This is a genomic window from Vibrio sp. 10N.222.49.A3 (assembly GCF_041475145.1).
Taxonomy (GTDB): Bacteria; Pseudomonadota; Gammaproteobacteria; order Enterobacterales; family Vibrionaceae; genus Vibrio; species Vibrio tasmaniensis_A.
In genome coordinates, this window is record NZ_JBFRVM010000080.1 from 1 (window position 1) to 21,812 (window position 21,812).

Consider the following 21,812-nt stretch of genomic DNA (forward strand, 5'->3'; position numbering starts at 1 on the left):
TGGTGCGCCCTGGAGGATTCGAACCTCCGACCGCCTGGTTCGTAGCCAGGTACTCTATCCAGCTGAGCTAAGGGCGCAACGGTTTCGATATTAAGCTGTTAGTTAAGGCAATAAAGCAGTTAAAACTAAACGTTCAACATCAGGATTAATGAAAACCCTAAATAGTGGTGCGCCCTGGAGGATTCGAACCTCCGACCGCCTGGTTCGTAGCCAGGTACTCTATCCAGCTGAGCTAAGGGCGCACGGTATCTTCAAGAGAAGAAGTTGTGAAATATATCACATTCTGTTTCTACGAAACAAAAAAAAGGCCATAGGCCTGTAATGAATGGCGGTGAGGGAGGGATTCGAACCCTCGATGCGGCTACAAACCACATACTCCCTTAGCAGGGGAGCGCCTTCGGCCACTCGGCCACCTCACCTTATTCATTATTCTCGAAACACTTACAAGTAAGAGTAAAGAGAATGGTGCGCCCTGGAGGATTCGAACCTCCGACCGCCTGGTTCGTAGCCAGGTACTCTATCCAGCTGAGCTAAGGGCGCACATTGTTACTTCTGTGTTTGCTTGCAAATTCAAACGTGCAAGAAATGGCGGTGAGGGAGGGATTCGAACCCTCGATGCGGCTACAAACCACATACTCCCTTAGCAGGGGAGCGCCTTCGGCCTCTCGGCCACCTCACCGTCTTGCGGAGGCACATATTACGTTTTACCGAAAATATGTCAAACACTTTATTGAAAAAAATTGGACAAAAACACTCAACCGTTTGCTATTTAATCAAAGCGCTTGCAAATTGAACTTATAAGCTTCAAATCGCGCTTTTTCCCTTAAAAATTAAGGTGAAAGATTGGCAATAATAAATAGCCGAAAACAATTATCTAATTTATCCAGCAGCAAGTGCTACCGCTGTTTGCACAATACTACGGGATGCGTATTTGCGCCATAGGGGAAGCTAACAAATCTTGAGTTTGCGCAGACAAAATACCGTGTAATAGCGATGATCGATCCTATTTGTATTTCATAACGTCATAAAGCTCTCACTTCACCGCGTTAAGACTAACCCGCTACCACCCCATCGATGTTCAAATGCGTATTTCCATTTCCCCAAGATCAAAAAAGGCTAGCAACAATGCTAGCCTCTTCTCTACGCAAAAGTATTAGTAGTTGCCGGGTGCAACGTTACCATTACCTTTTTCAGCTTGAATGCGCATGTAGATCTCTTCACGGTGAACAGATACTTCTTTAGGTGCGTTAACACCAATACGTACTTGGTTACCTTTAACGCCTAGTACAGTAACTGTTACTTCGTCACCAATCATCAGTGTTTCGCCAACGCGGCGAGTCAAAATTAGCATTCTTTGCTCCTTGAGTAATCTCTAAATTTATCTAGCTACGCGAGCATTATCCAACAAAAGTTATATTTTCGTAAACTATCGATTGAGTTTATTTAACCAAAATGCACTTCTTTTTTAGGATAACCCTGTGTTTCACGCGCTACGATGTATGCATTGTGTAATATGTTAGCAGCCATATCGACTTGCGTTGGTGATATCACCAAAGTTAAAGACTGCTGTTGCAATAAGTGATGCTGTACATCAATTTCGCCTTCAGACAACAATCCATGTGAACTGACCACAATTTCTTGTGTTCGGCTTCCTACCACAGTTAACAAACTAACCTGTTCACTATTACGGATTTTCTCGTCAAAAACTAGTTTTAATTTAGCACTAATGTCCGGTTTGATAATGAGTGCTGCCCGTTCTGTTTCCTCGATCACACTACAGACTTCAATCCCTAATAAATGGCAATGCGACATGAGAGACGGTAAATCTTGATTCAAACACTCGACGCGAACCATATCTCTTTGAATGGCTATCCCAGCAATATCATTCAAACAGTCATTACCCGCGATAAGAGTTCCCTCGCCTTCTTCAAAGCTCGAAAGCACTCTCAATGGTACATTGTGTCGCCACGCATGTTGAACACATGGAAGGTGTAAAACCTTAGCGCCTCTGCGAGCCATTTCTTCCATAGAGGGAAAGTCTAAGGTATCTAATTTCTTAGATTGCTTAACCACTCTAGGGTCGCAGGAATATACGCCATCAAAATCGGTATATATCTGACACTCTTTCGCTTGAAGGGCGCCTGCCAACGCAACGGCCGTGGTGTCTGAACCACCTCGCCCTAAGGTTGTGATATCACCTTTTGCATTAACGCCTTGAAAACCTGCAACAATGACAATCTGGTCATCATCTAACAGCGCTTTAATAGGAGCGGTATCAATACGCTCAATCGTCGCATTATTATGATTAGAATCGGTGTGTATTTTGGCTTGATAGCCAGTCATCGATGTCGCTTCATAACCCAACTTGTGCAACGTCATCGCCAACAAAGCCATGGAAACTTGTTCTCCGGCCGTTAACAGCACATCCAACTCTCTAGCGTTTGGTACGCTATCAACTTGTGAAGCTAAGTTAACTAACCGATTTGTTTCACCTGACATAGCAGAAACGACAACCAGGATCTGGTTCCCTTCATTTTTCGCTTCAATGATTTTTTCTGCTACATGATGGATTCGTTCAATTGAACCCACCGACGTTCCACCAAATTTCTGCACGATAAGAGGCATTTTCACCCTTCCTCACCTTCCCAAGACCAATGTCTATATATGACAAAAAAACACATACTCCGCGTCATGGCGAAGCAATAAAAATTAACCAAGGAGTCTAACGTTACCATTAGCCTTCTTGGTTAATCTCAATCAAACCTTTTTCAAAGGTTCTTCCAATGGGCAAAATAAAAGATGCCCAATCAGTTGATTGGGCATCTTTGTATCAATTACTTAAGCTTAAAGACGCTCTTCAAGCCAAATACGTACTGATTTGAGCGCTTCAGGTAGTGCTTCAACGTTAGTACCACCCGCTTGAGCCATATCTGGACGACCGCCGCCTTTACCGCCAACTTGCTCAGCAACCATCTTAACGAGGTCACCCGCTTTAACTTTGCCGATAAGGTCTTTAGTTACGCCAGCAATCAGGCCAACTTTACCGTCTGCTACGTTCGCGATCAGGATGATGCCGCTACCTACTTGGTTTTTAGCGTTATCAACCATAGTACGTAGGTTCTTGTTGTCTGCACCTTCAATGGCAGCAACCAGTACCTTAGTACCAGAGATCTCTTCTACTTTACCCATGATGTTTGCACCTTCAGCTGCAGCCATCTTTTCTTTAAGTAGTTGGATTTCTTTCTCTAGCGATTTCGCTTTCTTAGCTGATTCAGCAAGCTTCTCTTCGTAAGCGTTAGCCTGAGCTTCTACTGCATCTAGAGCAGCTTCACCCGTTACCGCTTCAATTCGACGAATACCCGCAGCAATACCACCTTCAGAAGTGATCTTGAATAGACCGATATCACCGGTGTTGCTCGCGTGGATACCACCACAAAGCTCAGTAGAGAAATCGCCCATAGACAGAACGCGAACTTCATCATCGTACTTCTCGCCAAACAGTGCCATCGCACCTTTTTCTTTCGCTGACTCGATGTCCATGATGTTAGTTTCAATCACATGGTTCTTACGAACTTGTGCGTTAACTAGACGCTCTACTTCTTTAATCTGTGCTGGTGTTACCGCTTCAAGATTAGAGAAGTCAAAACGTAGGTTGTCTGGCTTAACTAAAGAACCTTTCTGAGCAACGTGCTCACCTAGCACTTCGCGTAGTGCAGAGTGAAGTAAGTGAGTTGCAGAGTGGTTTAGTGAAATAGCAGCACGACGCTCAGCGTCAACAATAGCGTCTACTTTATCGCCTTGAGCAAATACGCCTTCAACTAGCTCACCGTGGTGTGCAAATGCATTACCTAGCTTTTGAGTATCTTGTACTTTGAATAGACCTGACTCTGTGCTTAGCGTACCCGCGTCACCACATTGACCGCCTGACTCAGCGTAGAATGGTGTCTCTTCAAGGATGATGATTGCTTTGTCGCCAGCCGATAGTGAAGATACTTCTTCGCCGTCAACGAATAGCGCAGAGATTTCACCTGAACCTTCAGTACCTGTGTAGCCACAGAAATCAGTGTTGGTGTCTACTTTGATCGTCGCGTTGTAATCCGTGCCGAATTGGCCCGCTTCACGAGCACGCTGACGCTGCTCTTCCATCGCCTTTTCAAAGCCTTCTTCATCAATAAATAAATTTCGCTCTCGCGCTACATCGTTAGTAAGGTCTGCTGGGAAGCCGTATGTGTCATACAATTTAAACACAACCTCACCTGGTAAAACCCCAAATACTTCATTGCTATATTGCTCTTTATTCTGAATAGCTAAATTAAGCTCAGATTCAATAACATCCAATTCTTGGTTTAGGATAACCATGCCACGCTCTAGCGTGCGACCAAAGTTCTCTTCTTCGATGCGAAGTACTTTTTCAACAAGCTCTTGTTGTTTCTTAAGCTCTTCAGCTGCAGAACCCATCACTTCAGCCAGTACGCCCACAAGTTTGTGGAAGAACACGCCTTGTGCACCAATCTTGTTACCGTGACGAACTGCACGACGAATAATACGACGTAGAACGTAGCCACGACCTTCGTTTGAAGGCATTACGCCATCAGCGATTAGGAATGAACAAGAACGGATGTGGTCAGCAATAACGCGCAGCGATTGGTTAGATAGGTCGTCGTGACCCACCACTTCTGCTGTCGCTTTGATTAGCTTTTGGAATACATCAATTTCGTAGTTAGAGTGAACGCCCTGCATGATTGCAGAGATACGCTCAATACCCATACCAGTATCTACAGCTGGCTTAGGTAGCGGTTCCATAGTGCCGTCAGCGTGACGGTTGAACTGCATGAATACGTTGTTCCAAATCTCGATAAAACGGTCACCATCTTCTTCAGGTGTACCAGGGCGGCCACCCCAAATGTGCTCACCGTGATCGTAGAAGATTTCAGTACATGGACCACAAGGGCCTGTGTCACCCATTGTCCAGAAGTTATCAGATTCAAACTTCTTGCCACCTTCTTTGTCGCCGATGCGAACAATCTTGTCAGCTGGGATGCCCACTTTCTTGTTCCAGATTTCGAATGCTTCGTCATCTGTCTCGTAAACCGTTACTAACAGGCGATCTTTTGGCAGACCTAGTGTTTCAGTCAGGAATTCCCAAGCAAAGCCAATCGCTTCTTCTTTGAAGTAGTCGCCAAAGCTGAAGTTGCCTAGCATTTCGAAGAACGTGTGGTGACGAGCCGTGAAACCTACGTTTTCAAGGTCATTGTGTTTACCACCCGCACGTACACAACGCTGAGCCGTAGTTGCTCGAGTGTAGGCACGTTTTTCGGCGCCTAAGAAGCAATCTTTGAATTGGTTCATGCCTGCGTTAGTAAATAGCAGGGTTGGATCGTTATGTGGAACTAACGATGAACTGTCTACGATTTGGTGTTCTTTGCTCTCAAAGAACTTAAGGAACGCGTTGCGAACCTCATCAGTGCTCATGTACATGCAGCTCTTCCTGAAAATAGTCGAGTTAGAATTTTGCCGTATTGTAGATCATGGTTAAGGCTTCGACTAGTTTTCTTGTAGAAAAGACACCCTTGGGCAGGATTTTAGTTGGAATTCGATAAAATGAAGAATATTCCACTAGCTCAAGCGAAGAAAAATAAAAAAAACCTCGCACACTATGTACGAGGTTTATGCTGTTGATACTCAATCAAAAACCAGTAAAACCGTTATCAATAGCCTGTATTACCTGCTAGTGCTTAGTGCGTAAGATAACCACTTCATTTTGGTCTAGATTAAATGTGCCACTGCCATTAGAAACAACTACTTGGTCAGTGCCTAATACACTGTCGTAAGTTCCGTTTGCCAATCCTAAATTCACCGCGTTAACCGATGTACCTTGACCGAGGTTCATTGCAACCACAACTACGTCATCGCCTGCGTTACGTTCATATACCAATACATCATTGCTTATCCAGCGCTCGATATAATCACCTTGCTGCACCGCATAGCTGTCTTTACGTAACTTACTCAACTTTTTAATCATCTTGTAAGCATTGGTCGTTTTATCAAAACTTGGCATCATTTCACGGTTGTATGGGTCGTTACCTTGCTGGCCAAAACCGTTGGTAGTGAAGTTAGCTGCGTAGTGCTCTGTTCCATAGTAAATACATGGGATACCACGAGAGGTCATGATAAGCGCTAAACCCAGCTCCACTCTGTCTTGTGCAAATGCAACACTTTGACGACCACCCCACTTGTCTTTACCTGCGCCAAAGTTCTTCGCATCGGAACGCAAAACCGTAGAGATACGTGACGCATCGTGGTTATCTAAGAACACCACTTGCCAATCACTGCTTGTGAATTTCTGGTCTCTCAGCTTCATGTAGTTATTAATGGCATACATACCAGTGCCATTGTGGTTTAGCAAGGCGTTTTCGATGGTGTTTCTCAAACCAAAATCAAGCAATGCAGAGCCTGATGTATTGGCAAAATCTATAGAGGCAAAGTTTGATCCCGTTGCGTCAGCACCTGAATCCATCCACTCACCAAAGAAATAGAAATCTTTACCTTGGCTTTTCTTCGCGTACGCGTTTATTTGGCCAGTAAAATCTTGGATAAACTCTTTATCCATATGTTTCACCGCATCAATACGAATCGCATCCACCCCTAAGTCTACCCAGAATTTCGCGCCATCAATCAAGTACTGACGCGCAGGGCCATCTTTACGTTGGTCAAAATCGGTTAAGTTAAACAAGGTTTTATTACGAACCGCCCATGCGTCGTTCCATTCCCAATCTTTACCGTTTTCAGCGATCGCTCCATTATGATGGTAATACCCTGCATTATCATTTTTGTAGTCGGTAACTCGGACACCCTTTTTATAAAGTGCACCGTATTCCCCTTCATCATCAGGGTTAGAGTGATTAGGCGCATAGTCCAGTACGAGTTTCATGCCGTAGCTATCCATTTTCGTCTTTAATGCTTTAAAATCGGCAACGGTACCCAGATGCTCGTCGACTTTAAAGAAGTCACGTCCCCAGTAGCCGTGGTAACCCGCTCCCCCCCGACTGTCAGGTACGTTAATGTTATCAGCTGGAGGCGTTATCCAAATGGCCGTGATCCCCATATCATGCAAGTAATCTAGCTTTGCAGTTAAACCTTTTAAGTCACCACCAAAGTATTTTTTGAAATCCGATTTGTCTGCCGAATACATGTCGGCACCCGTCGATGTATTATTGGCTGAATCGCCATCATAGAAACGGTCAAGAAACACGAAATACATGGTTTCATCACGCATATCAAAGGGAAGTTTTTCATGGACCACCACTTTATTCGTGTCGTCATAGAAATTAATTTCGTAGGTTTTATTAGGGTCAACAGAGAAATTTGATAGAGGGTAGTTTTCAGACCAATCACCAAAGCGATCAACCTTAAAACTAGGAGAGTTCGTTCCATCACCGGTATTAAATTTTTTCACTATTTGCCAGTGGTTTGCTTTCACTTTAACCATAGATTCGGCTTGCCAGTTATTGGCTGTACCACGGAAATAGGCCTGGTTCCAATCTGCCATAGCAGGTAGGGAAGCCAGTAATGCTGATAGCACAATAAGCTTATTCTTCATGTGTCGTCCTTTATTCACGTTATGTTGGTGTAGGTTATTGTTTTATATTCTTGTCACGCGATTTAACTATCAGGTCGTGTTTCGTGAGCATGCTATATAGTCTCCCTCCCATACAACCATTACGGCCGCGTTAAATAATGTCAGAAGCGATGAAGTCAGCTGTACGAATAAAACCTTCCTTATATAAGTTCTATTTAATTGAGGCGTGACAGTATCTTGAGAATGAGTTCTCAGGATTCATTTATATTTTTATTATGCCCTTAAGCCAAAGTGAGATACTTAGGGCATATTATTAAAGTGAGGTGTTAGAACGTTCTATTGAAACCATTCATCTACGATAGTTAATGCCAATAATGCCTGATTTTACAACGTCAGGTTCTGTTCGGTTTCACCATCAAAAATATGACAAAACGCAGAATCAAAATTAAAGCGTACTTGGCTGCCAATATCTGATGTACTTATGCTTTGGTTATTCACTCGCGCAACAATTTCGTTATCACCCAATTTGAAATACAGGTATTTTTCATTCCCTAAGTTTTCAACCACGGTCAGCTCACCAGGGTGTACGTTCACCATCTCATCATCAGCGGCAATATTTATGTGTTCAGGTCGAATGCCTAGACACACAGGCTTATCAATATGATCCACAAGCTTTTCTTGCAAACGTTTAGGAATAATAATTTGGGCGTTAGGGGCAAGTTCCACGTAAATATCATCACCTAACTTGCGTAGGGTTGTGTTCACTAGATTCATGGCTGGGGAGCCGATAAAACCCGCCACAAACTTGTTCTGCGGTGCGTTGTACAAGTTGGTCGGCGTGTCCACTTGCATAATGTTACCTTGATTTAATACACAAATTCGGTCGCCTAAGGTTAAAGCTTCCGTTTGATCGTGCGTGACATAAATCATGGTCGCAGGGTTACCTTCATCTTTAAGAGACTTGTGTAGTTGTGCAATTTTTACACGCATCGAAACACGCAGTTTGGCATCAAGATTGGATAGAGGCTCATCAAATAAGAACACGTCTGGTTTACGAACAATGGCTCGTCCCACCGCGACACGCTGACGCTGACCACCCGACATTTCTTTAGGCTTACGATACAGGAGATCAGTAATTTCTAGTTTTTCAGCGGCATCTTCTACGCGTTGTTTGATCTCTTCTTTTGGTCGCTTTTGCATTTTCAAACCAAAGGCCATGTTATCGAAGACCGTTTTGTGTGGGTACAACGCATAGTTTTGGAATACCATGGCAATACCACGCTCTTTAGGCGCTAAATCATTCACCACTCTATCGCCAATACGCACTTCGCCTGCTGAGATATCTTCTAAGCCAGCAATCATTCGCAATGTGGTAGATTTGGCGCAACCAGACGGCCCCACAAATACCATGAACTCACCTTCGTGAATATCTAAGTCAATTCCGTGTACGGCTTTAAAACCATTATCGTACTGTTTTTCTACTTTACGCAGGCTAACTGTTGCCATTTGAAACTCCGAATACGGGTTAAATCTTGATAGGTAAAAATCTTTTTAGCCAGTGACTGGAGCTCTCAAGTTACTGGCTAAAAAGACGTAAACGTTAATCATTGAACATTTAGGGTTTATGTTTAAAACATAGGTACTCTGATATTCAGAGCACCTTTCTTCTGTATCACTGCGTTCAACCACGAGTTTATAAACGGTGTTATAAAGCGTGGTTATAAATAGTGATATAGAGTGGGTCATGTAGGTTGGCTACATCGCTTATTTACACGCTTTAACCAATGCGCGAACCGGCTTCTTATCTTCGCTAATTTCAACACTCCATAAATATTTGCCATCTTCTGGAATATTAACGGTTGTGTTTTTTGCAAAGCCACCGCGTTTTAGCGCTTTCTCATAACCTGTCGTCATCGACATGCCAGCTGCGGTAAATTGTGGAGACCAGCCCATCGTTGCGAACTGCAAACTTACGTTGCCCGCTTTTTCTTCGCTTACCACTTGGTAAATACCTTTGCCTTTATGCGACATTTGACGGTTTTCCATGTGGAGCCACTGACCATCAGGGAAAGTGCCTATAACATAAAGTGAAGGACGAATTGGCCCGCGATCTTCCACCGTGGCGAGATTACAATCGGCGAAAGGACCTGTTGCTTTCATTTGATCAGCTGCTGGCGTGTCAGCTGTGCTCGCACAGCCCATTAACGCTGAAGATAAAAGTGCGGCTACAAGTAGAGTACGTTTCATTGTCATTTCCTTATTATTTTTTATATATGTAGGGTTCTATTCCGTTTTAGTCATCGCGAGTTAGGGCTTTAATTTTTAAGCTCTCGCTTCGGCAACCTATAAACGAAATAGTCTCGCTATTAAGCTCTTTTTCGGTACCACCGCTCTTTTGTCTGTATCAAGTTCTAACGATTTAGAGTTTGGACGGGGGTTACTGTTTTTTTGATGAGTTAATTTGTTCAATACGGCTAAGTTTTTATAATAAGAACGTGCATCTTTCGCCGGATAACCGAACAGATCACTATTGGCAGGGAAAGAGTGGCTCACACCTGATTTGGCTTTAATAACGGAGTTTTTCCCGATAGTAAGATGCCCTGCGGTACCGGCTTGACCATGAACAATGACATGATCTTCCAAGGTAGTGTGGCCCGCAAAACCAGCCTGAGATACCAGTAAACAATGCTGGCCTATTTTGCAGTCATGCCCTATTTGCACTAGGTTATCTATTTTGGTTCCACGACCAATAACGGTGTCGCCTAAAGTGCCTCTGTCGATGGTGTTATTACAGCCAATTTCAACTTCATCACCAATGATCACTCGACCCACACTTTCCACGCGTTCATAACGGGTGTTGTGCCCGGTCATGTATTCGAAGCTGTAATTACCAATGGAGTTGTTAGAGTCGATGGTGACATTGTTACCAATCACTGTGCCTTCTTTGATGACTGTATTGGCATGAATTGCAACGTTATTGCCGATTGTTACACCGTTCATGATTTTAACACCGGGCATGAAATGGCAACCTTCACCTATTTGACAATGCTTTCCGATATAAACATCGGGAGTATCTGATGTATTCCCTTGATCAAATAATTGATATTTTTGAACTTTATAATGACGCATTAGTTGATTGAGCTTCTCAGCTTCGAGCTTCTCAATCACGATTTTTGTTTTTGCTTTAGTCTGTAAAATGGCTTCTGGCCCAACAATGACATCAGCCAAAGTTTCAGATAGCCCTTTTAAATCGGCTTTAGCAAAGACAATGGCTAAGCCGCCCTCTTCTACGCTGGAAACTGGGCGAATCTTAGATATTTCTACCGTGTTATCACCTTCAATTTTTCCACCAACGATTTGGGCGATATCTGAAACTTTGATCATAATATTACTCTGTCATTTGAGTTGTGATTAATACCACTTAGAAGCGGTAAAGCGCTTGTAGATACATTGTTTCTTGTTCTACAGTTTTCTCTTCGCCTTTCAGCTTAGAGAAAGTCTCTGTGTCTTTAGCCCACTCAAGTTCGCCTTTTACCAACCAATCGTCGCCAATTGCTTGCTCATAGCCTAAAGTTGCCTTACGAATATCTTTGAAGAAAGTTTCGTTCTTTGCCCAACCGTCTGTATGTTTCGTTTCGTTTTCACCAATACGAGCACGAACGTACATAGTGCCGGCTTCTTCAAAGCTGTACTGAACGATTGGCTCAATGTACATCTCGGTGAAATCGCTGGCTTCATTGAGTGAACCGTTAGCGGTTTTCGCTTTATTTTCTTTAACTTGATAGTAGAGCTCAGCTGCAACTTCCCACTGACCAAAGCGCTTGTAAGGTTTAAATAAGAGACTGTAACCTTCCTCTTCACGAGAACCCCAAGCACTCTTATCTGAATCGTTGTATAGGTACTCTAGGTTTGAATAGAAGCCCGCTGAATATTCATTATTCCAGTACGTAAGGTATGGACGAATACTGTGCTCAGCTTTCGTGGTTTTCAAGCCGTCTACTTTCGCAGAAGTAACAATATCACCCTTTGTATATTCCAACTCATAGATCAAGCCCGTTCCCCAACCATTTCCTAGCTGAAAACTTTTATTTAATGATAATAAGTGCTTATATCCATTTTCTGTTTCTGCGTATGCGCCTTTCTTTTTCTTACGATTTTCAAGTTTGAACGCGTAAAGTGCTGTCGCATTCCACGCAGCGTTGTTATAGAAGACGTTAAACACTTCATGAGTCGTTGTACGCTCTTTAGACTTGCCACCACCCCATGATGCAAAATCAGTGATGTTTTTCTCTTCGACTTCAATCGATGTTCCAACATGCCCACCAAATTTTAAAGCGTCATAAAAAAAGATATCACTTGGAGACATAGTTCGGTCATCAGCAGCCGAAGCGCCAGCACTAATAAGTAGAGTGTTGGTGATCACTACAGACAATAATGTTTTTTTCACGGTCATTCCTTATTGATTCTTCACTGAATCATTTGTTGTTATTTGTAGGGTTATTTTTGTTCACTGTTTCTCTTTATCTATCCACGGTGTCTCTTGATAGGCTTGCTGATTTCGCAACATTTAACCAGAAAAACATAGTCGTCCGTAATGAACGCCTATTTATTGTTCTAGAATTATAAATGTTTTGCTTCCTATTGAATTTAGAAATGAGAGATCAATCACCCTTGACTGCGGAGATTATTGATCACCATCACAAACGGTAGGCTTTTCATTAATCTAAGTATCAAAACGAACAAAGCACCGTTCAACCCCCCCAATAAACAAGGCATAAAACCCTATAGCTACTAGATGTAAAAAGCACAAACGGAAGGTGACAAGCATCACAAATACGCTGACATTTTAACCAGGTGATGTTGACATATTGTCGGCGAGACATACCATAGTAGTACTTAACGAACGACTACTATGATTTTAAATAGCGCGGTGTCAGTATGAAAAATTCAGGAATGAAAAAGAATCTATTCGCGGCAGCCTTAATGGCGGCAACGTTAACGACCAGTACATTAACGGCTGCAGCAGATGCAAACGCAGACACAATTCAGCCAGAAAATGGGGCTGAGTTGTTAATCTGGACCGACAAAACAACACTCGACTACATGGAGTACGCCGCTCAGTCCTTTAATAAAGAGTTAGGATACGATATTGATTTTTCATTCCGTGGGTTAGCGCCGATCGATGCCGCTTCTCGTTTGATTCAGGATGGCGGCTCTGCTCGCGTGGCAGATGTAGTAGAGATTGAACATGACTTATTGGGGCGATTAGTCGTGGCAGGTGGGGCGATGGAGAATCTGGTGTCTGCCGAACGTATCTCGAATACTTTTATGCCAAATGCGATTAATGCGTCTCAAGCTGAAGGGGTGAGCTATGGCTTCCCAGTTAGCTTCGCTACTACCGCTCTGTTCTACAATAAAGATTTACTGACTAAAGCACCTGAGACTTTTGAAGAAATTATCGAATTTTCAAAAACTTTCAACAATAAGCAAGAACATAAATACGCACTGCTCTGGGACATACAGAACTATTACGAGTCTCGTATGTTTGTCACGCTTTACGGCGCATACGAATTTGGTAATAACGGTACCGATGCAAAAGACATCGGCATCAATTCTGAAAAAGCCCAACAAGGCTTAGAAGCAATGAAAACCCTGCAAGTGGCCAACAATTCAAATCCAGTTGATATGCGCAACCCGCAAGTACGTCGTGGCTTATTTAATGAAGGAAAAGTCGCCGCTATTATCGACGGCCCTTGGGCAATCGAAGGGTATCAAGAATCAGGGATAAATCTTGGTGTTGTACCTATGCCTAAATTAGCAGGCCAACAACCACGCACTTTTGCAACTGTTCGTCTTGCGGTTGTGTCTTCTTACACTGAGTATCCGAAAGCCGCACAATTATTTGCTGACTACCTTACTTCCGACGCGATGCTGAAAAAACGCTATGAGATGTCAAGAGCACTCCCTCCGATCCAGTCAGTTATGGAAGAGATCATTGTTGATGCCGATGAAGCCACTTACGCCATTATTACGCAAGGTTTCTACTCAGACGCAATGCCATCGATTCCTGAAATGGGCTTCATTTGGTCACCAATGGCCAGTGCTATTACAGACTACTGGGTAAACGATAAACCTGCGAGTTCTGTTCTTGACCGTGCGCTTTCGATCATCGAAGAACAAATAGAATTACAAGAGTAACCTCTGAACTCCCGTCGCGACTTACAAGCGACTTAGCTCATGCGCTGTGTCATAAAGCCACAGCGCTAGTTCAGGGCGTGACCAGAAAACGAATACATAACGACAACCTAAACAATAGAGATAAACAATGTTGTTAACAGAGAATCAGCCGGCATCACGAATGCCCGCTTCACTCCTTATTATGGGGAGTACACAGATCGTAAAAGGTCATTGGATAAAAGGCGGTGTATTTTTAGCCATGCAGCTAATCACATTGTTGATTCTCCCGGAGCTGTTGGCCTCGCTAAAAGGCTTAGTCACTTTAGGAGATGTCGCTCAAGTTCGTGAAGGCTTTAAAATATTACAGGGCGATAACTCTGTCTTTATGTTGGTCGAAGGAGTCATAGCCTTACTCTACAGCTTCTTATTCATCTGTCTGTACATCGCTAATGTCCAAGATGCAAAAGTCAGCCTTAAGTCACGACTGAATCTTCGAGAACAATTTAAAGACATTTACGACCAAAAGTTCGCGTTCATCATGCTATCGCCAGCTTTTATTGCCAGTATCGCATTCATTATTTTACCAATCATTATTACGGTACTCGTCTCTTTCACTAACTATTCGGCACCTCATCATATCCCACCAAGAAACCTCGTAGATTGGGTGGGGTTTAAAAACTTTGTTTCACTATTTGAACTAAAAATATGGTCGAGCACTTTCTTCGGTGTCGCTTCTTGGACGGTTCTGTGGGCATTTTTTGCCACCATATGTACTTGTGGGTTTGGTTTCTTACTGGCGCTTGCGCTACAAAATAGAAACATTAAAGCAAAAAAAGCATGGCGCTTTATCTTTATTCTCCCTTATGCCATTCCGGCTTTCGTGACCTTATTGATGTTCCGCTTACTACTGAATGGTATTGGACCAGTCAACGCAACGTTAAACTCGTGGGGCTTTGATTCGATTGCCTTCTTATCAGACCCCTTCACCGCAAAAATTACCGTTATCGCGGTGAGTGTTTGGGTTGGCGCACCTTACTTTATGCTGCTTATTGCAGGGGCACTGACTAACATTTCAAGCGAACTTTATGAAGCCAGTGAAGTCGATGGTGCAAGCAAATTCCAGCAATTTAAAGAAATCACCCTGCCTATGGTGTTGCACCAAGTGGCCCCATCGTTGGTCATGACCTTTGCCCATAACTTCAATAACTTTGGGGCGATTTACCTGTTAACCGAAGGGGGTCCTATCAACCCTGAATATCGATTTGCAGGACATACCGACATTCTGATCACTTGGATTTACAAGCTCACGCTCGACTTCCAGCAATATCAAATCGCTTCGGTTATCTCAATCATTATTTTCTTGTTCTTGTCTGGTATTGCGATATGGCAATTCAGCCGCATGAAGTCATTCAAAGACGATGTAGGTATGTAACATGGCTAATTTAAATAGTACGGGTAAGTTAATTAACATGGACAAATACATTGGCAAAATAGGCACCCTAGTCGTGTACTTATTTCTCATTGCCAACGCATTATTAGTACTTGGCCCAGTGATTTGGACAGTGCTAGCTTCATTCAAAACGGGGAATAACTTATTCAGTTCTTCTTTCACAAGTATTGACTTTACGCTCGACCACTACCGCGCGTTATTCACGGACACACCCTATTTAGACTGGTATAAAAACACCTTTCTTCTCGCGACAGCGAATATGGTTATCTCACTGGTTGTCGTGACTATTTCAGCGTTTGTGTTCTCTCGCTACCGCTTCAATGGTAAGCGCAACATTATGATGAGCATTCTTGTATTGCAGATGTTCCCGGCCTTTCTTTCGATGACGGCTATCTACATTTTGCTATCAAAAATGGGATTGATTGATACCTATGCTGGCTTGTTATTTGTGTATGTAACGGGCTCATTACCATTCATGATTTGGTTGGTGAAAGGTTATTTCGATGCCATTCCCACTTCATTAGATGAAGCCGCAAAAATTGATGGTGCAGGCCACATGACGATTTTCCTCGAGATCATTCTCCCTCTCGCGAAACCTATCTTAGTGTTTGTTGGTTTAGTGTCTTTCACCGCACCTTGGATGGACTTCATTTTACCTACGCTTATCTTACGCAGCGAAGAAAAAATGACGCTAGCCATCGGTATTTTCAGTTGGATTTCATCTAACTCAGCGGAGAATTTCACACTGTTTGCCGCGGGTTCATTATTGGTTGCAGTACCTATCACTTTGCTATTTGTTGCGACTCAAAAACACATTACTACCGGCCTCGTCAGCGGCGCAGTTAAAGAATAATAATTAGGGATGATTTCCGCTATGGCTATTACAAATTCAGTTATCAACAAACCGATTACAAAAAGCTCGCTGACTCACTCAGCAAAAAGTGCAGACAGCTACGCTTACAACAATGAAACGCTTCACCTTCGCTTACGCTGTGCAAAAGGCGAACTAGACAAGGTTTCACTTTGGATAGGCGACCCGTACCACTGGGCAGAAGGTGGCCTCGATGGTGGCAACCTAGGTGGCAGTGATGCACACGGTTGGGTGGGTGGCAATGAAGTGACCATGATTCATGAAGGGGAAACCGAGTACCACGACCACTGGTTTGCAGAGTTTACTCCACCGAAACGTCGTAGCCGCTATGGCTTTATTTTGTACGGAAAAGGCGGCGAAAAGATTCTATTTGGAGAAAAACGCTGCGCCGACATTTCAACGACTGAAAACGCAGAAATCGAGCTGAGCAACTTAAGTAATTTCTTCTGTTTTCCTTACATAAACCCTCGTGACGTTTTAAAGACACCGACGTGGATAAAAGACACCATTTGGTACCAAATATTCCCAGAGCGCTTTGCTAATGGTCGCCCTGAAACATCACCTGCCAACGTGCAACCTTGGGGAACCAGACCTGTATCCGACAACTTTATGGGTGGCGATTTATGGGGCGTGATCGATAAGCTCGATTACCTGCAAGATCTTGGCGTGAATGGTTTGTATTTGTGCCCTATTTTCACAGCCAACGCCAACCATAAATACGACACTGTCGACTACTACAATGTAGACCCGCACTTTGGCGGTAATGAAGCTTTTAAAGCACTCGTCGATGAAGCCCATAAACGCGGCATGAAAATTATGCTCGACGCGGTGTTCAACCACATTGGGTCTCAATCACCACTATGGCTAGACGTTGTGAATAACGGGGCAAAGTCCAAATACGCCGACTGGTTTTGGATCAATCAATTCCCTGTATACCCAGATACACCAAAAGAAGACTGGGATTTTTGGAACTTAAACTACGAAACTTTCGCCAACGTCGTCGAAATGCCAAAGCTGAATACTGAAAATGAAGAGTGTCGCGCATACTTATTAGACGTAGCGCGCCACTGGGTAGAAGAGTTCAACATTGATGGATGGCGTTTAGACGTAGCCAACGAAGTGGACCACGCGTTTTGGCGTGACTTCCGTAAAGTCGTAAAAGATGCCAACCCAGACTGCTACATTCTTGGTGAGATTTGGCACGAAGGTATGCCTTGGCTACGCGGCGACCAATACGATTCGTTGATGAATTACCCTCTGACACAAGCCATTACCGACTACTTTGGTCTTGGCGACGTTGATAAAGAGAGCTTTGTAAATGCAGTGAACGCGTCGTACATGGCATACCCACGTAACGTAAACGAAGCGATGTTTAACTTATTAGATAGCCATGACACCACTCGCATTATCTCCTTATGTCAGGGCGACAAACGTAAAGCTAAATTGGCCTATTTATTTATGTTCACTCAAGTCGGAGCTCCATGCATTTATTATGGTGGCGAGATTGGTATGGATGGCGGCCGTGGCATGGGCAGCGAAGACAACCGAAAATGCATGATCTGGGAAGAATCAGAGCAAGACTTAGAATTCAAAAACTTCATTCAAGAAATGATCGCTTTGCGCAAAGCTAATCCCGATTTTAATCAGCCTAGCATTGACTGGTTAAACGTGGAGGATGAAAAAGGGACGGCAGACAAAGATTGTATCGCTTACCGCCGTGGCAATTTAATGTTTGTTCTAAACAACAGCGATAAAGATAAACAGATCATGCTCGATGGAAAATCACTGACCATTAGCGCTTATGGCTACGTGATTGAGCAAGCGAACTAAATCCAAGTGTTTCGTTAATCAAATCATGCTCATTAAAGCAGAACCAAATATAGTGATGGGAATCGCGATTGATTCCCACTCTATTTACTCGGTCGCCAGCACTTCTAACGGACAAGAGGTGTATAGAATGGTGCAGCGCACTCCTGGCGACCTTGCCCACTTGACTCAGCATTTGATAAGCCGAATATCAAGCGTCAGCTACCGCTATGGACGTATCGCCGCGATAGGCATAAGTGTATCTGAGTTTTTGTTATCTCATCGCCAATCCGCACATAAACTTGCAAAATCAAGTCCTACTCACTCGCCAGAAATCACCCAATTAACACGAAACCTAAATCAGCATTTCAAGGTCGACTGCTCGCTTGTGATGCATTCACACAGTGCGGCCATTGCGTGCGACGCTATTAGTAACGCAATGACGAACGCAGACTCAATTGAACAACCACTCTCGGCAGGTTCAAGTCTAAATAAGAGGGCTAGAGATTTACACAAAGAGGCCATACTCAGCGTATTTTTGGGCGATGGTTGTGGCATAAGTTTTTATCAAAATAACGAGCAAGTGCACCACCCATTAAGCTCACATTGGGCACATTCAACGTTACCAAATTTTCAATGGCTCGTTGATGGCTTAACTCCTATATGTCGCTGTGGAAACGAGGCGTGCATTGAACAGTTTTTATCCGCACCAAGTATTGAGCGGCAATATCATCAAGTCGTGCTAAAAGACCAAACTTTAACGCAAATTTTTTCAGGCGTAGACCAAAGTGAACCGCATGCATCGCGCATCTATCGTACTTATATCGACCAATTGGCGCGCAGTTTAGTTAATCCCATTCAGCAATTACAGCCCACACGACTCGTATTATCAGGCGAAGCAACGACCTATCCTACATTAACGGCAGATTTAAAAGTCGCATTGTCTCGCTACATTCACGTTAATGAAATTCCAGTGATTATTCACCCAAAACAAGATGAATTCACCTTTGCTCGCGGAGCGTTTCTCATCGCTGAAAAAAATCACAACAATCATTTACGCTCGTCGTGACAAGAATGGTAACCTTAGAAGGAGAAGATATTGAATAGTTTCAGAGGACAACCCGTGTCAGAGCTAGTCACCAAATTAATGGATTTTGGGTTTACCAAAACCGATGCGCTTGTTTATATTAATTTACTCAAAAATGGCCAATCCAGCGGATATAAAATCGCGAAAGAGATCTCTATCTCCCGCTCTTCTGTTTACTCGTCTATCGATAACCTTTACGCCAATGGCTACATTTTCATGTCTGATGGCGACACTAAAGAGTACGAAGCTAAATCACCAGACTTGATTTTCAGCCAGATAGAAAAAAAGACCGTCACCAATATTAATTTCCTTAAATCAGAATTATCTAAGATGATGCTGAAAGAGGAAAAAGAGTTTGTTTACAACGTATCGGGGTTCGACAACTTACTTCAAAAGGCCAAGGAAATCATTAATCAGGCAAATCTAGAAATTTACCTGAATACCGATTTTAACCTTGAATTGTTTGGCAAAGAATTATGCGACGCCGTGGAACGTGGAGTTCGAGTGATTGGCTTTTCATTCAACAAAATGGCGAGCCCACATGAAAAGATAGAATTACATTCGCGTTCTGAAAATGAAGAAACCGAATACCCTTCACACCGCTTTATGTGTGTAGCCGATATGAAGCTCGCCCTCATGTTCTCACACCGTGAAGAAACCTTAGGTTTGTATGCCAATAATCGCTTAATTGTAAAAATGATAGCAGAGCATATTCACAGCGATATTTACCTAACAGAATACGAGCGCCTGGCTCCTAATCAGCACCAACACGTCAGAGTAAATACGATTCACGAACAGCACAATGCTATGGTACTCGACGAGCTTAAGAAGCACTAACTCAGCAGATCGAATTCAATAATAAGATACGAACAAAGGTCTAGTAATAGGCCTTTAGGGGCAAGAACTTTTGACGGTAATCGATTTAACCCAAAGGGTTTCTTTGATTATTTGATAAAGAATAGACCTATGAGTGCATGACTGTAAGTAATCTAGAGCAACCAACCTACCGTCACTTTCCTCTAAACAATCAAATACCTTATATTTTTACGACTGAAACAATAAAGCCTCGAAAATTCGAGGCTTTAAAATCTTTCAAAGTCATGCTTTCTTATGAAGGTGACTTAACAAAACGTTAGCTTATAGCTCTTCGTTTTCTTCTTCCTTCTCTGCACCTTTCTCTTCAAGCACAGCAGGAGTTAGCAGTAACTCACGAAGTTTAGTATCAATTTCTAGAGCAACTTCTGGGTTTTCACGCAGGTATTTACCAGCGTTAGCTTTACCTTGGCCGATCTTGTCGCCTTTGTAGCTGTACCAAGCGCCTGCTTTTTCTACTAGCTTATTCTTAACACCTAAGTCGATAAGCTCACCTTCGCGGTTGAAGCCCTTGCCGTAAAGGATTTGAGTTTCAGCTTGTTTGAATGGTGCAGCAATCTTGTTCTTAACAACCTTGATACGAGTTTCGTTACCAACAACTTCATCACCATCTTTAATCGCGCCAGTACGGCGAATATCAAGACGAACAGATGCGTAGAACTTAAGTGCGTTACCACCTGTTGTTGTTTCAGGGTTACCAAACATCACACCAATTTTCATACGAATTTGGTTAATGAAGATAGCCATACAGTTAGACTGCTTAAGGTTACCTGTTAGCTTACGCATTGCTTGAGAAAGCATACGTGCTTGAAGACCCATATGGCTATCGCCCATTTCGCCTTCGATTTCTGCTTTAGGTGTTAGTGCTGCTACTGAGTCAATAACAAGAACATCGATAGCACCTGAACGAGCCAGTGCATCACAAATTTCTAGAGCTTGTTCGCCTGTATCTGGTTGAGACACAAGCAAAGCGTCGATATCAACACCCAACTTTTGAGCGTAGATAGGGTCTAGTGCGTGCTCGGCATCGACGAATGCACACGTTTTGCCCACTTTCTGTGCTGCAGCAATAAGCTCAAGCGTTAGCGTTGTTTTACCTGATGATTCTGGACCGTAAACTTCTACGATACGTCCCATCGGTAGGCCACCAGCACCTAGTGCGATATCTAGAGATAGAGAACCTGTAGAAATAGTTTCTACGTCCATTGTGCGGTTATCACCAAGACGCATGATAGAACCTTTACCAAATTGCTTTTCAATCTGACCAAGGGCTGCGGCTAACGCTTTTTGTTTATTCTCGTCCATCTCTATCTCCACATAATCGGTTGTCTTAACAAGCGATCTAGAATCTATTTCTAACCCACATAGGGGTGACTAATTGGCTTTTATTATACTGTTGATTCATACAGTGTCTATACCTGTATGAAAATAATTTGTACAAATGTTACTTACCTTCCATTGATAGGTAATCATAAATAACTTGTAGGGCATGGTGCGTGGCTTGTTGGCGTACTTGTGATCTATCGCCTGTAAATACATGCGTTTCTACTTTATCCCAACCGTTTAGTGCTTTCCAAGCGAAACATACCGTTCCAACAGGCTTATCTTCGGTCGCGCCACCTGGGCCAGCAATACCACTGATCGATACAGAGATAGTCCCATTTGAATGTTGCAATGCCCCGCTCGCCATTTCTATTACGACAGGCTCACTCACCGCACCGAACTCAACTAAGGTTTTAAGCTGTACGCCGATCATCTCTTGCTTCGCTTCATTGCTATAAGTAACAAATGCACGATCAAACCAACCAGAGCTCCCTGCGATATCCGTCACCGCGCTAGCAACCCCACCGCCAGTACAAGATTCAGCCGTCACTAAAACGTGTTTATGTTTAGCGAGTAAGTATCCAAGCTGTTCACTAAGATCTTGAGTCATCTGCATCATCAACTTCCCTTTATCTACTGTCATATC

16 protein-coding genes and 5 tRNA genes are annotated in these 21,812 nt (G+C 43.2%); 6 read left to right on the plus strand and 15 right to left on the minus strand.

What is annotated here, in order from left to right:
- The 13 genes from AB4589_RS15125 to AB4589_RS15185 all read right to left on the minus strand — a co-directional run bounded on the left by AB4589_RS15125 (position 1) and on the right by AB4589_RS15185 (position 12,032).
- Positions 1–77: transfer RNA gene (locus tag AB4589_RS15125), tRNA-Arg, on the minus strand.
- An 88-nt stretch (positions 78–165) separates the two neighbouring features.
- Positions 166–242 (minus strand) — tRNA-Arg (locus AB4589_RS15130).
- Between the two features lie 84 nt (positions 243–326).
- Positions 327–419: transfer RNA gene (locus AB4589_RS15135), tRNA-Ser, on the minus strand.
- Positions 420–463: 44 nt separating this feature from the next.
- A tRNA-Arg gene (locus AB4589_RS15140) sits at positions 464–540 on the minus strand.
- A gap of 46 nt (positions 541–586) precedes the next feature.
- A tRNA-Ser gene (locus AB4589_RS15145) sits at positions 587–679 on the minus strand.
- A gap of 474 nt (positions 680–1,153) precedes the next feature.
- Positions 1,154–1,351, minus strand: a complete 198-nt coding sequence (gene csrA, locus AB4589_RS15150; protein ID WP_009847619.1) for a carbon storage regulator CsrA — start codon at positions 1,349–1,351, stop codon at positions 1,154–1,156.
- Between the two features lie 92 nt (positions 1,352–1,443).
- Positions 1,444–2,625: an aspartate kinase gene (locus AB4589_RS15155; RefSeq protein WP_372100983.1), complete on the minus strand. Its 1,182-nt coding sequence runs from the start codon at positions 2,623–2,625 to the stop codon at positions 1,444–1,446.
- A gap of 219 nt (positions 2,626–2,844) precedes the next feature.
- Entirely contained in the window at positions 2,845–5,478 is a 2,634-nt protein-coding gene (alaS, locus tag AB4589_RS15160) for an alanine--tRNA ligase (protein WP_372100985.1), read from the minus strand.
- Between the two features lie 250 nt (positions 5,479–5,728).
- Positions 5,729–7,600, minus strand: coding sequence for an alpha-amylase family glycosyl hydrolase (locus AB4589_RS15165; protein ID WP_372100987.1), 1,872 nt, complete (start codon positions 7,598–7,600; stop codon positions 5,729–5,731).
- A gap of 363 nt (positions 7,601–7,963) precedes the next feature.
- Positions 7,964–9,085, minus strand: coding sequence for an ABC transporter ATP-binding protein (locus AB4589_RS15170; protein ID WP_012604763.1), 1,122 nt, complete (start codon positions 9,083–9,085; stop codon positions 7,964–7,966).
- Positions 9,086–9,343: 258 nt separating this feature from the next.
- A complete protein-coding gene (locus AB4589_RS15175; protein WP_372100989.1) occupies positions 9,344–9,826 on the minus strand; it encodes a glycosidase in 483 nt (160 codons plus the stop codon).
- Positions 9,827–9,922: 96 nt separating this feature from the next.
- Positions 9,923–10,963: a UDP-3-O-(3-hydroxymyristoyl)glucosamine N-acyltransferase gene (lpxD, locus tag AB4589_RS15180; protein WP_135382314.1), complete on the minus strand. Its 1,041-nt coding sequence runs from the start codon at positions 10,961–10,963 to the stop codon at positions 9,923–9,925.
- 37 nt (positions 10,964–11,000) lie between these two features.
- Complete coding sequence (locus AB4589_RS15185; protein WP_012604766.1) at positions 11,001–12,032, minus strand: hypothetical protein; 1,032 nt, start codon at positions 12,030–12,032, stop codon at positions 11,001–11,003.
- A gap of 500 nt (positions 12,033–12,532) precedes the next feature.
- On the opposite strand from AB4589_RS15185, the gene AB4589_RS15190 reads away from it, so the two are divergent.
- From AB4589_RS15190 to AB4589_RS15215, 6 genes are all read left to right on the plus strand, one after another.
- A complete protein-coding gene (locus AB4589_RS15190; RefSeq protein WP_009847627.1) occupies positions 12,533–13,777 on the plus strand; it encodes a maltose ABC transporter substrate-binding protein in 1,245 nt (414 codons plus the stop codon).
- A 127-nt stretch (positions 13,778–13,904) separates the two neighbouring features.
- Complete coding sequence (locus AB4589_RS15195) at positions 13,905–15,188, plus strand: carbohydrate ABC transporter permease (RefSeq protein WP_009847628.1); 1,284 nt, start codon at positions 13,905–13,907, stop codon at positions 15,186–15,188.
- 37 nt (positions 15,189–15,225) lie between these two features.
- Positions 15,226–16,059 (plus strand): sugar ABC transporter permease, encoded by an 834-nt coding sequence (locus tag AB4589_RS15200; RefSeq protein WP_029223077.1) that lies wholly within the window; start codon positions 15,226–15,228, stop codon positions 16,057–16,059.
- A gap of 9 nt (positions 16,060–16,068) precedes the next feature.
- Positions 16,069–17,907 (plus strand): glycoside hydrolase family 13 protein, encoded by a 1,839-nt coding sequence (locus AB4589_RS15205; RefSeq protein ID WP_017097676.1) that lies wholly within the window; start codon positions 16,069–16,071, stop codon positions 17,905–17,907.
- The gene (locus tag AB4589_RS15210) at positions 17,891–18,952 is read left to right on the plus strand and encodes an ROK family protein (protein ID WP_372100991.1); all 1,062 of its coding nucleotides are present in this window, start codon (positions 17,891–17,893) and stop codon (positions 18,950–18,952) included. The genes AB4589_RS15205 and AB4589_RS15210 overlap by 17 nt, the downstream gene beginning before the upstream one ends.
- Before the next feature lie 54 nt (positions 18,953–19,006).
- Positions 19,007–19,807, plus strand: a complete 801-nt coding sequence (locus AB4589_RS15215) for a TrmB family transcriptional regulator (protein WP_009847632.1) — start codon at positions 19,007–19,009, stop codon at positions 19,805–19,807.
- 300 nt (positions 19,808–20,107) lie between these two features.
- Here the strand turns inward: AB4589_RS15215 and recA are convergent, their stop codons facing one another.
- Both recA and AB4589_RS15225 read right to left on the minus strand, forming a co-directional pair.
- A complete protein-coding gene (gene recA, locus AB4589_RS15220; protein ID WP_009847633.1) occupies positions 20,108–21,148 on the minus strand; it encodes a recombinase RecA in 1,041 nt (346 codons plus the stop codon).
- Positions 21,149–21,287: 139 nt separating this feature from the next.
- Positions 21,288–21,782, minus strand: a complete 495-nt coding sequence (locus AB4589_RS15225) for a CinA family protein (protein ID WP_029225457.1) — start codon at positions 21,780–21,782, stop codon at positions 21,288–21,290.
- Between the last annotated feature and the right edge of the window lie 30 nt (positions 21,783–21,812).